At 68.1% G+C, this 13,776-nt stretch carries 13 protein-coding genes; 7 read left to right on the top strand and 6 right to left on the bottom strand.

The window, feature by feature from the left end:
• Nucleotide 1 precedes the first annotated feature (1 nt).
• Both ACF3NP_RS05130 and ACF3NP_RS05125 read left to right on the top strand, forming a co-directional pair.
• On the top strand, nt 2-304 hold the full coding sequence (locus ACF3NP_RS05130; RefSeq protein WP_181888249.1) for an MTH1187 family thiamine-binding protein: 303 nt from the start codon (nt 2-4) through the stop codon (nt 302-304).
• Nucleotide 305: 1 nt separating this feature from the next.
• Complete coding sequence (locus tag ACF3NP_RS05125) at nt 306-1,139, top strand: tetratricopeptide repeat protein (protein ID WP_181888250.1); 834 nt, start codon at nt 306-308, stop codon at nt 1,137-1,139.
• Here ACF3NP_RS05125 and glgB read toward each other — a convergent pair.
• Both glgB and ACF3NP_RS05115 read right to left on the bottom strand, forming a co-directional pair.
• Nucleotides 1,136-3,325, bottom strand: coding sequence for a 1,4-alpha-glucan branching protein GlgB (glgB, locus tag ACF3NP_RS05120; RefSeq protein ID WP_392399016.1), 2,190 nt, complete (start codon nt 3,323-3,325; stop codon nt 1,136-1,138). The genes ACF3NP_RS05125 and glgB overlap by 4 nt on opposite strands.
• A gap of 8 nt (nt 3,326-3,333) precedes the next feature.
• Nucleotides 3,334-5,361, bottom strand: a complete 2,028-nt coding sequence (locus tag ACF3NP_RS05115) for a maltotransferase domain-containing protein (protein WP_181888252.1) — start codon at nt 5,359-5,361, stop codon at nt 3,334-3,336.
• 139 nt (nt 5,362-5,500) lie between these two features.
• Between ACF3NP_RS05115 and ACF3NP_RS05110 the strand changes: the two genes are divergently transcribed.
• Genes ACF3NP_RS05110 through ACF3NP_RS05090 form a run of 5 tightly spaced genes read left to right on the top strand, consistent with a single transcriptional unit; the run spans nt 5,501 to nt 10,554 of the window.
• On the top strand, nt 5,501-6,295 hold the full coding sequence (locus ACF3NP_RS05110; RefSeq protein WP_236883464.1) for an ABC transporter ATP-binding protein: 795 nt from the start codon (nt 5,501-5,503) through the stop codon (nt 6,293-6,295).
• Nucleotides 6,296-6,313: 18 nt separating this feature from the next.
• Nucleotides 6,314-7,189, top strand: a complete 876-nt coding sequence (locus tag ACF3NP_RS05105; protein ID WP_181888254.1) for an NUDIX hydrolase — start codon at nt 6,314-6,316, stop codon at nt 7,187-7,189.
• Complete coding sequence (locus tag ACF3NP_RS05100; protein WP_392399015.1) at nt 7,179-8,318, top strand: THUMP-like domain-containing protein; 1,140 nt, start codon at nt 7,179-7,181, stop codon at nt 8,316-8,318. The genes ACF3NP_RS05105 and ACF3NP_RS05100 overlap by 11 nt, the downstream gene beginning before the upstream one ends.
• Before the next feature lie 10 nt (nt 8,319-8,328).
• Nucleotides 8,329-9,438 (top strand): cysteine desulfurase family protein, encoded by a 1,110-nt coding sequence (locus ACF3NP_RS05095; protein WP_181888256.1) that lies wholly within the window; start codon nt 8,329-8,331, stop codon nt 9,436-9,438.
• Between the two features lie 51 nt (nt 9,439-9,489).
• Nucleotides 9,490-10,554, top strand: coding sequence for a glycoside hydrolase family 25 protein (locus ACF3NP_RS05090; protein WP_181888257.1), 1,065 nt, complete (start codon nt 9,490-9,492; stop codon nt 10,552-10,554).
• Between the two features lie 8 nt (nt 10,555-10,562).
• Here the strand turns inward: ACF3NP_RS05090 and ACF3NP_RS05085 are convergent, their stop codons facing one another.
• Genes ACF3NP_RS05085 through ACF3NP_RS05070 form a run of 4 tightly spaced genes read right to left on the bottom strand, consistent with a single transcriptional unit; the run spans nt 10,563 to nt 13,776 of the window.
• Complete coding sequence (locus tag ACF3NP_RS05085; protein ID WP_181888258.1) at nt 10,563-11,351, bottom strand: spermidine synthase; 789 nt, start codon at nt 11,349-11,351, stop codon at nt 10,563-10,565.
• 14 nt (nt 11,352-11,365) lie between these two features.
• Nucleotides 11,366-12,115, bottom strand: coding sequence for an ABC transporter permease (locus ACF3NP_RS05080; protein WP_181888259.1), 750 nt, complete (start codon nt 12,113-12,115; stop codon nt 11,366-11,368).
• A gap of 3 nt (nt 12,116-12,118) precedes the next feature.
• Nucleotides 12,119-12,865, bottom strand: a complete 747-nt coding sequence (locus ACF3NP_RS05075) for an ABC transporter permease (RefSeq protein ID WP_070474859.1) — start codon at nt 12,863-12,865, stop codon at nt 12,119-12,121.
• On the bottom strand, nt 12,862-13,776 hold the full coding sequence (locus ACF3NP_RS05070; RefSeq protein WP_181888260.1) for an ABC transporter ATP-binding protein: 915 nt from the start codon (nt 13,774-13,776) through the stop codon (nt 12,862-12,864). The genes ACF3NP_RS05075 and ACF3NP_RS05070 overlap by 4 nt, the downstream gene beginning before the upstream one ends.

Raw genomic sequence — 13,776 nt, 5'->3', positions numbered from 1 at the left:
CATGATTGCAGCGTTTTCTGTGGCACCGACCATGACCGAAAACTCCAACGCGGAGATGTCCGACGTTGTCGCCCGGGCGGTGAAGGTGGTCCGCGAGTCAGGCCTGCCGCACGAGACCACGGCGATGTTCACCACCATCGAGGGGGAGTGGGACGAGGTCATGGACGTGATCAAGCGGGCGACGCAGGCGGTGGAGGAGGTCTCCCCGCGCGTGTCGCTGGTGGTCAAGGCGGATATCCGCCCCGGCTACGAGAACATGATGCAGCAGAAAGTCGAATCCCTGAACAAGCACCTGGAGGCGTAATATGACCAACCCGCAGTTCACCGGCGGCGCGATCGACCTGGGAGCGCTCGCGGACCGCAACGACGAGGCGCAGGGCGGCTTCGAGCCGTTTATCACGGTCACCGAGGCCAACGTTGAAAAGGACATCTTCGAGCGCTCCATGCAGATTCCCGTGGTGCTGCTCATCGGCACGCCGCGCAGCCCGGATTCGGAGAGCTTGAAGGCCCAGTTTGAGAAGTTGGCGGCGGGCCAGCGCGCCTTCCTGGTCGGCTACCTGGATGCGGACGCCACCCCGCAGGTCGCCCAGGCGATGGGCGTGCGCGTGCTGCCTACGGTGGTCGCGCTTGCGGGTGGGCGCCCGGTGGCCAACTTCGAGGGCAACCAGCCGACGGACGAGCTCGAGCAGTGGGTGGGTGCTTTGGTCAGCCAGGTGGGCCCGCAGTTGCAGGGGCTTGCCGACGACACCACGCCCGCCGAGGACACCGAGGACCCCCGCTTAGACCGCGCGACGGAGGCGCTCAACGCGGGCGACTTCGACGCCGCCACGGCGGTCTACGACGAGATCCTCGCGGACGACCCAACCAACGCGGACGTCAAGCAGGCCAAGGCAACCGTGGCTGTGCTCAAGAGGGTGCAGGGGCAGGGGGAGCCGGAGGTTGGCGTCGAGAAGCTGCTGTGGTTGGCGGACAAGGAGTTTGTCGCAGGCCAGCCTGAGGCGGCCTTCGACCGCCTGCTGGAGCACGTCAAGGCCGAGCCGCGCGCCAAGGAGCGGCTGCTGGAGCTGCTGACGCTTTTGGAGCCGGGTGATCCGCGCGTGATCGCGGCGCGCACCCGGCTCGCCAGCGCCCTGTTCTAGCGGCGCAGGATGTAGTACTGCGCGCTCATCGCCGGCACGTGCAGCTCGGCGGACTGCTCGAAGCGGTCCCACTCGGTCGGCTCGGTGTGAAGCACCTGCGGCAGGTCGTTGCCGGCGCCGCCGTAGACGGCGTCGTCGGTGTTGACCAAAAGCTCCCACTCGCCGGCCTCGGGAAGCCCGAGGCGGTAGTTGGGCTGGGAGGCACCGGAGAGGTTCACCACGGCGAGCACCGGGGTGGCGTCCACGCCCCAGCGGATGTAGGCGAGGATGTTGTTCGCGGCGTCGTCGCCCTTGACCCACTGGAAGCCCATCGGGGTGTTGTCCTGCGAGTACAGCGCCGGGGTGTCGCGGTAGACGCGGTTTAAGTCGCGCACGAGGCGCTGGATGCCGCGGTGGTAGCCGTGGCCCCAGCTATCGGCAATGTTGTCCCAGTTGACGGAGTGGGCCTCGTCCCACTCGGTGGTCTGGCCCCACTCGCAGCCCATGAACAACAGCTGCTTGCCGGGGTGCGAGAACATGTAGCCGTACAGGGCGCGAAGGCCCGCGGCCTTGTTCCAGTCGTCGCCGGGCATGCGAGTCCACAGCGAGCCCTTCCCGTGGACCACTTCGTCGTGGCTAAAGGGCAGCACGTAGCGCTCGGAGAACGCGTAGACCAGCGAGAAGGTGATCTCGTTGTGGTGGTAGGAGCGGTGGATGGGATCCAGGGAGAAGTACTCCAGGGTGTCGTTCATCCAGCCCATGTTCCACTTCAGGGAAAAGCCCAACCCGTCCGCGTCGGTCTGCGCGGTCACGCCCGGCCAGGCGGTGGATTCCTCGGCGATGGTGAGCACGCCGGGGTGCTCGCGGTGCACGGTGGCGTTCATCTCCTGGAGGAACTGCACGGCCTCCCAGTGCTCGCGGCCGCCGTACTGGTTGGGCAGCCACTCGCCGGGCTCGCGGGAGTAGTCCAGGTAGAGCATGGAGGCCACGGCGTCCACGCGCAGGCCGTCCAGGTGGAACTCCTCGCACCAGTACAGGGCGTTGGCCACCAGGAAGTTGCGCACCTCGCGGCGGCCGAAGTCGAAGACGTAGGTGCCCCAGTCCTTCTGCTCGCCGCGGCGCCAGTCGGGGTGCTCGTAGAGCGCGGAGCCGTCGAAACGCGCAAGCGCAAAGTCGTCTTTGGGAAAGTGGGCGGGCACCCAGTCCACCAGCACGCCGATGCCGTTGGCGTGCAGGGTGTCCACGAGTTTGCGGAACTCGTCCGGGCAGCCCCAGCGCGCGGTCGGGGCGTAGTAGCCGGTGACCTGGTAGCCCCAGGAGCCGCCGAAGGGGTGCTCCGCCACGGGCAGAAACTCCACGTGGGTGAAGCCGTTTTCCACCAGGTAGGGCACGAGCTCCTCGGTTAGCTGGGCGTAGTTGGAGCCCTGCTTCCAGGAACCGATGTGGCACTCGTAGACGCTCATGGCGGAGTTGGTGGCGTCGATGTCGGCGCGCGCATTCATCCACTCTTCGTCGGTCCACTCGAACTCGCTCGGCGCGGCCACCACGGAGACGGTCTCCGGCGGGGTGAGCGTGCGCTTGGCCAGGGGGTCGGCCTTGTCCACGCGGGTGCCGTCGGCGGTCTGGATGGCGTACTTGTAGGTCGCGCCGTCGCCGATGCCCGGGATGAAGATCTCCCACACACCGGAGGAGCCGAGGGAACGCATTGGGTACTGGTTCGGGTTCCACTCGCAGAAGTCGCCGATGACGGCCACGCCCTGAGCGTTCGGCGCCCACACGGCAAACGAGGTGCCGCGTACCTCGCCCAGGGAGGTCTCGTAGGAGCGCACGTTCGCGCCGAGGACCTCCCAGAGGCGCTCGTGGCGGCCCTCGTTGATCAGGTGCAGATCCAGCGAGCCCAAGGTGGGCAGGAAGTGGTACGCGTCCGCCACAATGCGCGGTTCGGCGCCGGGGTAGGTGACGCGGAAGCGGTAGTCGGGCGCGTGCTCGTCGTCAAGCAAAATTGCCCAGATGTCGTCGCCGATGGGCTCCATGGCGCGGGCGCCGTTGTGGATGAGCAGCTCCACGCGCTCGGCGCCGAGGAAGCGGGTGCGCACGACGGATCCTGCGCCCACGCGGTGCCAGCCGTAGAAATCGTGGGGCGCGTGGTGCTTGCACTCGGTCAGGCGCTGGCGGTCGCCTTCGGGGATGAGCAGGTCGGTGTTCATTGGCTTCCTTAGGGACGGTAGTCGTGGTCTGAGATCTGACGGTACGCAAGTGCTTCTCGACGAACCGAAGGCACCTCCGGCAACCGGAAAATATGCGCGACATTCTTCTCGGGGGCGAGGCGGATGAAGTTGCCGGTCTCGGCGGTGGTCCAGGTGTAGCGCTCGCCGGTGATCTGGTCGTGCACCTCGAAGGTTTCGCCGTCGTTGAGGCCGACCGCGGAGGCGTCGACACGCAGCATGCCCTCCTGTGTGGAGGAGGGATCCAGGTTGACCACCACGAGCACCGCGTTGCCGGTCTCGGCGTCGACCTTGGAGTAGGCGATGATTTGGTCGTTGGCGATGTCGTGGAAGCGGATCTGGCGCAGCTGCTGCAGCGCCGGGTTGTCGCGGCGGATGGTGTTGAGCAGCGTGAGGTACGGCTCGAGCGAGGCGCCCTTTTCCAGCGCGGCGGCGAAGTCGCGGTGGCGCAGCTGGTACTTCTCGCTGTCGTGGTACTCCTCGCTGCCCTCGCTAACGGGGCGGTCCTCGTAGAGCTCGTAGCCGGAGTAGACACCCCACAGCGGGCTCATCGTGGCGGCCAGGGTGGCGCGCAGCGCAAATGCCGCCGGGCCGCCCTGCTGCAGCGTGGCGTGCAGGATGTCGGGGGTGTTGACGAAGAGGTTGGGGCGGGAGACGTCCGCGACGTCGACGAGCAGCTGCGCGAAATCGGTCAGCTCCGCCTTCGTGGTCTTCCACGTGAAGTGGGTGTAGGACTGCGAGAACCCTGCTTTGGACAGCCCGTACATGCGCGGAGGACGGGTAAACGCCTCCGCCAGGAAGATCACGTCCGGGTCGGTCTCGTGCACCTTCGCAATCAACCAGTGCCAGAAATCCACCGGCTTGGTGTGCGGGTTGTCCACGCGGAAGGTGGTGACGCCCAGGTCCACCCAGTACATGAGCACGCGGTAGATCTCCGCGTAGAGCTTCTCCGGGGCGTTGTCGAAGTTGAGCGGGTAGATGTCCTGGTACTTCTTGGGCGGGTTTTCGGCGTAAGCAATCGTGCCGTCGGCCAGGACGGTGAAAAACTCCGGGTGCTCTTTCGCCCACGGGTGGTCGGGGGCTGCCTGCAGCGCGAAGTCGAGGGCGATTTCCAGGCCCAGCTCGTTGGCGTGGTCCATCATGTCCAAGAACTCGTCCTCGCCGCCTAAGTTCGGGTCGAAGGCGTCGTGGCCGCCGTGCTTGGAGCCGATCGCCCACGGCGAGCCGACGTCGCCGTCTTCGGGGGTCAGCGTGTTGTTGCGGCCCTTGCGGTTGACCTCGCCGATGGGGTGGATCGGCGGGAAGTACACGGTGTCGAAGCCCATGTCGGCCACGCGTTGCAGCTGCGCCGCGGTGGTTTCCCACGTGCCGTGGACGGGGTTGCCCATCGCGTCCACGCCGCCGGTGGAGCGGGGGAACAGCTCGTACCAGGAATTCACCAGCGCCTCGCGGCGCTCCACCAGGATGTCGGCCACGGGCCCGCGTGTGACAAGCTCGCGCAGCGGGTACTCGGCCAGCACGTCGCGCACCTGCTTGGAGACGCACGGCGCGATGCGGTCGGCGAGCGGCAGCGTGTCGTCGAGAAGCAATGTGCGAGCGCTTTCTAACGCTTGCGGGGAGGGGGTCTGGGCGATGGCCGCGGCGAAGAGGTCCGCGCCGTGGGCGATGTCGTTGGCCAGCTCGGCTTCGGTCTGGCCCGCGGCGAGCTTCTTTTCCACCGCGTTGCGCCACGTGGCCATCACGTCGCTCCACGCGTCCACGCGGTAGCGCCACAGCCCCTTCTCGCGGGGGATGAAGATGCCGTGGACGTAATCCGGGCGGTAGACCTCCTGGTGCATCGGCACCGAGAACTGCTCGCCGGACGGAGAAACAAGCACCAGTGTCGCCGCGATGGCGTCGTGGCCCTCGCGCCACACCAGCGCCGAAATAGGCACCACCTCGCCGACCACCGCCTTCGCGGGCAGCGTGCGCCCGGAAACTTGGGGGCGCACATCGTCGATGCCAAAGCGAGCAACCATTTTTCAGACCCTCTCAACCTGCCTGCATTCCATCAGCCAGGGTAGCGCGGGCCTCCCACACACGCGGGCCGAAATAGGTAAAGATGGATGCGTGAATGCGAGTGAGGAATTGGTGACAGATCCGGACCTGCTGGTGGACATGCGCGACGTGGAGTTCATCCGCGGCGGCAACACCCTCGTCGGTCCCGTGACGTGGCAGGTGGAGCTGGATGAGCGGTGGGTTGTCGTCGGGCCCAACGGCGCAGGCAAGACCACGCTGATCCGCATGGCATCGGCGCAGGAGTTCCCGTCCAAAGGCAACGTGTTCATCCTGGGTGAGCGCGTCGGCGCCACCGACATGCGCGACCTGCGCGCGGCGATCGGCGTGACCTCGTCCGCGGTGGCGCAGCGCGTGCCGGACAACGAGAAGGTGGGCGACTTGGTCGTCTCCGCCGGCTACGCCATTCTGGGGCGCTGGCGCGAGGACTACGACCAGATGGACTACGACCAAGCCCTCGAAGTGCTCGAGCAGGTCGGCGCGATCCACCTGATTGACCGCACTTGGGGCACGCTGTCCGACGGCGAGAAGAAGCGCGTGTTGGTCGCGCGCGCGGTGATGACCAATCCGGAGCTTCTGATCCTGGACGAGCCGGCCGCAGGCATGGACCTGGGCGGGCGCGAGGACCTGCTGGCCTACCTGGGCGATCTGGCCATGGACCCGGACGCACCGGCGATTGTCATGATCACCCACCACTTAGAGGAGATCCCGGCGGGCTTCACCCACGCCATGCTGCTGGACGAGGGAGAGGTGGTCGCCCAGGGGCTTATCGACGACGTGCTGACCTCCGAAAACGTCTCGCGCGCATACCACCAGCCCATCGAGGTCACGGTGGACGAGGGCCGCTTTACTGCGCGCCGGGCTCGCGCCAAGCGCGGGGGTGCGCACCGGGCGTAAGCCTGGGGGTTTTCGGCCATGCCCACGAGAAGGAATCGCACCCAGGGCGTGCTGACGCACGACGTCGGCGACACCATCGACGTCCACGAGCGCAGCGGGTTTCAAGGTGCCCGCCTGTCCGCGACGGTGATGCTGCTTCGCGACGGTGCGGACGGGCTCGAAGTGTGGATGCAGGAGCGCGTGTTATCCATGCCGAATTACCCGGGCATCACGGTCTTTCCCGGCGGCGGGGTGGATTCGCGCGATTTCCCGCCGCGCGCGTGGGACGACGGCGAGCTGTGGCTCGGCCGCTCCGCCATTTCCCTGGCCCGCCAGCTGGGCGTGACCAAGTACAAGGCGCACGCGCTGCTGTTCGCGGCGGTGCGCGAGCTGTTCGAGGAGACCGGCACGCTGCTCGCCGTGGACGACGACGGCGTGTTGCTGGGCGACGCGCGCCCCTTCCACGAACACCGCCTGAAGCTGGAGTCGCACGAGCTTTCGCTTACCGACGTGCTCCGCGAGTCCAACCTCAACGTCTGCGCCGACCTGGTCAAACCGCTCGCGAGGTGGGTAGGCAAGTCTGAAAGCGGCAACTGGTTCGACACCTTCACCTTCGTCGCCGCCAACCCGGAGGGTCAGGAGCCGGATTCCAACACCGAGGAGGCGGACGACGCCAACTGGTTTCCGCCCCAGCTGATCTTGGAGGGTTGGCGCCACGGATTGGTGCGCCTGGCGCCCTCGACGTGGGCGCAGCTGAACGAGGTGGCGCGCTTTGCCGACGTGGAAGAGGCGCTGGCCGCCGCGTGGCGCGCGGACTTGTCGCCGATGGTGGGCGACCCGGTGGACGACCTGCGCTACCACGACTTCTTCTCGTTCACGCCGATGGACAGGATTGGACGCCGCGGTGGGATTTAGCGTTGCAGAAGCCCGCTTTTTGGCGGCGCACGCCGGGGAGGTCGCAGACGTTGCGCCGGAGGTGGCGCTGACCAAGCAGTCGGTGTTCGCGGACCGCGCGGTGCTCGACGCCCGCTTCGGCGAGTACGCCCGCGCTGTCAGCGTGCTCATCTCCTCCCAGCGCGCGGCGGTAGGGAAGTTCCCAGGGGATTGGCTCACCGACGCCGACGCCGTCCAGCAGGCCACCCCGGCGCGCGTGGCGCGTGTGAGGGCGCAGCGGATTGCGGCGGCCGGGGTGGAGTTCGTCCACGACGTGACCTGCTCGGTGGGCTCGGAGGCGCCGGCGTTTCGTGATGCTGGCGTGGCCTGGCTCGGCTCCGACCTGGACGCCGCCCGCCTGGTCATGGCCAGCCACAACCTCGGGCCGGACGCCTGGCTGGCCCGCGCGGACGCACTTGCGCCGGTGAGCAAGGGCGGGGCGGTGGTGGCCGACCCCGCGCGCCGGGCCGGCGGCAAGCGCATCACGGACCCCGCCAAGCTCCTGCCGCCGCTGCCGGACCTGCTGGCCGCGCACGCAGGCCGCGAGATGGCGGTCAAATGCGCGCCGGGCATCGACTACTCCGGGTGGGACGGGCTGGTTAGTGTCGTGTCCGTGGATGGGGGAGTCAAGGAGGCGTGCCTGTATACGCCGGGGTTGGCGGGCGGAGCTCGTCGAGAAGCAGTAGTGCTGCGGGACTCTGAGGAGCGCGTCACCGACGACGAGCCGGACGAGGTGGAAATCACCGCGCCGCGCAAATGGATCATCGAGCCGGACGGGGCGGTGGTGCGCGCCGGGCTGGTTCGGCAGTGGGCCGCGCGCCACGGCCTGAGCATGCTGGACGAACACATCGCCTACACCACGGGAAATGCGATCCCGGAGGGTTACAGCGGCTTCGAGTTCATCGAGGCGGTGCCGCTGCGCGCGCTGAAGAAGACGCTTGCCGGCCACGGCGCGGGCAGCGCGGAGATCCTCGTGCGTGGGGTGGACGTGGACCCGGACCAGCTGCGCAAGAAGCTCAAGCTGCGCGGGGACAGGCAGATGGGCGTGGTGATCGCGCGCGTGGGCAACGACGCGGTGGCGCATGTGTGCGGCGCGCGCGTGCACGCCTAACCTTTGGGGCATGGTCTACCTCGATCACGCAGCCACCACTCCCATGCGCCAAAGCGCCATCGACGCGTGGGTGGAGCACGCCGGCGCCCTCAACGCCGGCAGCCAGCACGCCGCCGGGCGCAAGGCGAACGCGGTGCTCGCCGACGCGCGCGAGCGCATCGCCGCGGCACTTGGCGCGGACCCGGTGGAGGTGGTGTTCACCGGCTCCGGCACCGAGGCGAACAACATTGGGGTGCGCGGGCTTCACGACGCCTCCGGCGGCGGCCGCGTCGTGTCCACCCCGATCGAGCACCCGGCTGTGCTCGAGGTAGTCAAGCCTCTGGACCAGACCGAATGGCTGCCGGTAGGGCGAAACGGCGTGGTTTCGGACCTTGCCGCGCTGGATGCCCCGGCCGCGGTGGCGGCGGTGATGTGGGCGAACAACGAAACCGGCGCGATCCAGCCGGTGCGCGAGGCGGTTGCGCGTGCCGAGGCCGCGGGCACCCCGGTGCACGTGGACGCGGTACAGGCGGTCGGGCACATCCCGGTTCACTTCCACGAGCTCGGCGCGGCCACGCTTGCGGCCAGCGCCCACAAGTTCGGCGGCCCGCGCGGGATGGGCCTGCTTCTGGCGCGTCGTTCGCCGGCGCCGAAGCCGGTGATCCTGGGCGGCGGGCAGGAGCGCGGCATCCGCTCCGGCACAGTGGACGTGGCCTCGGCCGCGGCGACGGCGGCGGCGCTGGAGGAGGCTGTCGCCGAAATGGGGCAGGAGCAAAAGCGGATCGCGGGCCTGCGCGATGCGGTCATTGCTGGGGTGAAAGAGACGGTGCCGGAGGTGATCGTCGCAAAGCATGAGCCCTGCCTGCCGGGGCACGCGCACTTCATGTTCCCCGGGGCGAACGCGGATGCGCTGATCATGCTGCTGGACGCGCAAGGGATCCAGGTGTCGGCCGGGTCGGCGTGCGCCAGCGGTGTGCTGCGCATGAGCCACGTGCTGGAGGCGATGGGCTTCACTGAGCGCGAGGCGATGGGCGCGCTGCGCGTAACGGTGGGGCGGACGAACACGCGCGAGGACGTGGAGAAGTTCCTCGCCGCGATCCCGGAGGTGGTGGAGCGGGCGAGAGCCGCCGGCGCGCTGTAACTTGCGTGTCGCGTGTGGTGCGTGTGACTTGAGTGGTTTAGTGTGTCGGTCATGCAGATTTCTCGCCGCATCCGTACCGCAGCCGCCGCCGTGACCGCGCTCGCCTTGGGCCTGAGCGTGATCAACCCGGTGACCGGGCCCGCAGACGCCCAGTCCATCCCGGGCGTGGTCTCCGGCGTGGACGTGGCGGGCCACCAGCGCCCGGGCGGCGCCGCCATTGACTGGCGCTCCGTGAGCACCGTCGGCGGCCAGGATTTCGCCTACGTGAAGGCCTCCGAGGGCGACGGCTGGAAGAACGACTTCTACGACGAAGACGCCCAGGCCGCGGCCGACGCCGGGCTGAAGGTGGGCGCCTACCACTACGCGCGCCCGGCGGAGGACCCGGTGGCGCAGGCGCGCTACTTCGCCTCCGTGGTCAACGACGGCCCGGCCACCCAGCTGCCGCCCGTGCTGGACCTCGAGGTCGATGAAGGCCTGGGCCCGGTGCAGCTGGCGGGCTGGACGCAGGCGTTCCTCTCCGAGCTGGAGGCGCGCACCGGCAAGCGCCCGATGATCTACACCTACCGCTACTTCTGGTACGAGCGCATGAACGATACCCGCGCCTTCACCTCGTACCCGCTGTGGCTGGCGGCTTACCAGAACCGCCCGCCGGCCCCGGTCGGCGGCTGGGACAAGCTTTCCTTCTGGCAGCGCAGCGATTCCGGCCGCGTGGTAGGCATCAACACGCCGGTGGACATGAACATCTTCAACGGCAACGCCGCGCAGCTGGGCCAGTTCGCGGCCGGCGACCTGCGCGCAGGCGGCGGCGTGCTGGAGCAGTTCCAGGCGCCGGATTCCGGCGAGCTGAAGGTGCTCGAGCAGGACAGCACCAAGCTCGTTGTGGCCATTCTCGCGCTCGCCGCGGGCGGTCTGGGTGCGCAGCAGCTTATCGACGCCGCCCGCCTCGCCGGCTTCGACCCGACCGACGCGGACAACATCGCCAACCTCGTCCGCGCGTTGGCGGGTCAGGGCGAGCTGCCGATCGAGGACCTGCAGAAGATGATGGTCGGTGACTACCAGATCGGCGACCTGCTCATCCTGCTGGACAACGCCGCGAAGGAAGCGAACAAGGGCTAGATCGAGCGCTAGTCGTGCCGCGGTGTCGTCGCCAGGCGGCGGCACCACGCCTCGTCCTTGAACTGCGCCGGCACCCCGCCTTTGAGCAGGTTGCGGGTGAGCGCGTCGCTCGCCTCGAGCGGCAAGTTCGCGCCGATGAGGACGATGTTGCCGTAGCGGCGGCCCTTCAGCATCGGCGGATCCGCGATGGCCGCGACGTGCGGGAACACCTCCAACATCCCCGCCAGCTCCTCTTTGGCTTCCTTGAGGTCCGAGTGCGAGCCGCAATTGGCCACGTAGAAGCCGCCTTCGCTTAACGACGTCCACGCCGCGGCGTAAAACTCCACCGTGGTGAGGTTTCGTGGGGTGGTGGCGGAGGTAAACACGTCGCGGATGATCACGTCGCGGGTCGCAGGCTTGAACGCGTCGGTGACTTCGCGCGCGTCGCCGACGCGGATTTTCACGGTGGGGGACCGGGGGACGTCGAAAAGCTCGCGCGCAAGGACGGCAAGCTCCGAATCGATCTCGACGACCGTGCTTCGCGAGCCGGGCCACGCCGCGGCGAAGTAGCGGGCGAGCGTGCACGCTCCGCCGCCGAGGTGCGTCAGACGCGACTTCGCCCGCGCGGGCTCCGGGTAGGCATCGTCGAGGAAATCTGCCATCCAGCGCATGTACTCGAAATCCAGCCGGGTCGGCTCGCCGGGGACGACGTGGGAGCTGGGCACGCCGTTGACCAGCAGCACCATGGAGCCGTCGGGTTCGTGCAGGACTTCGGCGACGCCGGTGTCGATCTCGTGAAACTCACTTTTGGCAGCCATGGCTGGTGAGAGTACTAGAGGCGCGCGTCGGTCCCGCGCAGGTAGGCCACAGAGGCGGCCCATCCGGCCGCCGCGAGTGCGGCCGAGGCGAGCACCACGGTCAGAACGGTCCCGGCGTCGATTGCGCCGGCGTCGGCGACAGCGGTGCTGCCCAGCCACAGCGTTTCCGACAGCAGCGCCGGCGCCGAGACGAACCGCACGCCGGGCATGCCGGACGCGAGCGCGCCGAAGGAGATGAGGCTGGCCACCACGCCGATGCCGATGGGGACCGCGAAGTTGCGGATCACCATGGAGAAGAGCGACTGCCAGGCCGCCACCGCCACCATCGGCGCCAGCGACAGGAACGCGGCGGCGAGGAGGTAGACGGGGATCTCGCCCGGCACGCCGAGCACCAGCCCGACTGCGAGCGCGAGGATCACCAGCACCGCGTGCATCATTGCGGCGACGACGCTGATCGCCGCGATCTTTGCGGCCACGAGGCTGCCGGTGCCGCGGGTGGAGGTGAGCATGGTCAGCCAGTTGTGTCCTCGGTGCTCCACGCGCCAGGCGTACGCGGCCAGCACTGCGATGCCGGCGGTGCAAAACAGCAAGCCGTAGAAGAGCATGATCTGGGAGAAGTAGCTGTCCCATCCTGCGGTCAGTGTTTCGGAATTGGCGGAGTAGTTGCCGGCGCCGATGCCGACGGCGATGAGCGGCACGAGGACCACCACCGCCCACATGTGGGAGCGCTTGAACTTCAGCAGGTCGTTTGTGATCAGGTGCATGGTTTAGATTTCCTTCCGGTCCAGTGCCTTCGAACCTGCGGTGAACACTGCGGCGGCGAGCACGAGGTATGCGGCCCACAGCCACCAGCTGGGCTGGGTCGGCGCGACGCCCGACTCGGTGAAGCTGAACGGCAGCAGCACGGCGTAGTAGCCGAAGGGGTTGAGCGCTGCGAGCCAAGACGGGGAGAGCAGCGCGGCGACGCCTAAGAACCCGCCGACGATGCCGACGCCCAACACGACGATCTGGGAATCGACCACCGCCGCCAGCAGCAGCATCACGGCCAGCAGCGCAATGCTGGTGCCCACAGCGCCGAGCCCGAAGCGCAGCCACGTGGAACACATCGCCGCGTCAGGGGCGGGTGCGCCCATCGCGACGGGCAGCGCGAGGGTTGCGGCGAATTCGAGCGCGGTGAACACGACCACGATCAGGCTGGCAACGCCGAACTTCCGGGAAAGCAGCGTCCCCGGCCTCGTGCCGGCAATCGCGTTGAGCCGCCACCCGCCGCTCGCGTGCTCCGCGTCGACGATGCGGCTGGCCACCAGCGCCAGCTGCAGGGGAGTGAGAAACGCCAGGGCCATGCCCAGCCCGACGAGGTGGCTGGCCCATTGAGTGTGCGGGTCGGCCTGGAAGTCGGCGATGGGATCGCCCGCGAACAGATTCATGTTGGCAAACAGCACGATGCCGGCGCACATGAGCAGGCACAGCAACACAATCTTGGTGCGCTTGAGCTTTGCAAACTCGACCATCATGCGCCCATCGCCTCCTTGCCCGTCAGGCCGATGAAGACGTCTTCCAGGCTGCGCCGCTTGCGCACCACCTGGTGCAGCGCCACGCCGTGGGAGACGAGGTGGGCGCAGGTCTCGGCGACCTGGGCGTCGCTAAGCCCGGAAAGCTCCAGGCCACCCTCGACGTAGGTGGGGCCAAGCGCTCGCAGTACCTCGGCGGCGGCATCGGGGTGAGGGGTTTGGATGAACACGTCCGGCAGCTGCGCGCTGTAGAGCTCGTCCTGCGAGCCCTGAAAGACCAGTTCGCCGTGGTTGATGATGGTCAAATCCGAGGCCATCTTCTCAATCTCGGACAACAGGTGGCTGGACACCAGCACGGTGCGGCCGTGGTCGCGGGCGAGGCTGATGATTAGCTCGCGGATCTCCTCGATGCCGGCGGGGTCGAGGCCGTTGGTGGGCTCGTCCAGGATCAGCAGCTGCGGGTCGCGCACCAGCGCCATCGCGATGCCGAGGCGCTGCTTCATGCCCAGCGAGTAGTTCTTCACCAGCTTGTCCATGTGGTTCTCCAGGCGCACAAGCTTCACTGCGCGGCGCGCCTGCTCCTTGTCGGCGCCGAGCAGGCGGGTGACTATGCGCATGTTCTCCCCGCCGGTTAAGTGCGGGTAGGCGGCCGGAGCCTCAATGAGCGAACCGACGCCGGAGAGCACCTTCGCCCGGTTGGCGCGGGTGATCGGCTGGCCCAACATCGTGATTTCGCCGCCAGTCGGCGCGATCAGCCCGAGGAGCATCTTCATGGTGGTGGACTTGCCGGAGCCGTTCGGCCCGAGCAGCCCGTGCACCACGCCCGGCCGGACTTCGAGGTTGAGGTCGTGGACAACGTCTGTGCTTCCGTAGGTCTTGGTCAGGCCCCGGGTGTGAATGATCGGTGTTTCCAT

The organism is Corynebacterium lehmanniae (assembly GCF_043161975.1).
In the GTDB taxonomy this organism is placed as follows: domain Bacteria; phylum Actinomycetota; class Actinomycetes; order Mycobacteriales; family Mycobacteriaceae; genus Corynebacterium; species Corynebacterium lehmanniae.
Note: the sequence above shows the minus strand (reverse complement) of the source record. Positions and strands in the feature narration are given on the sequence as shown.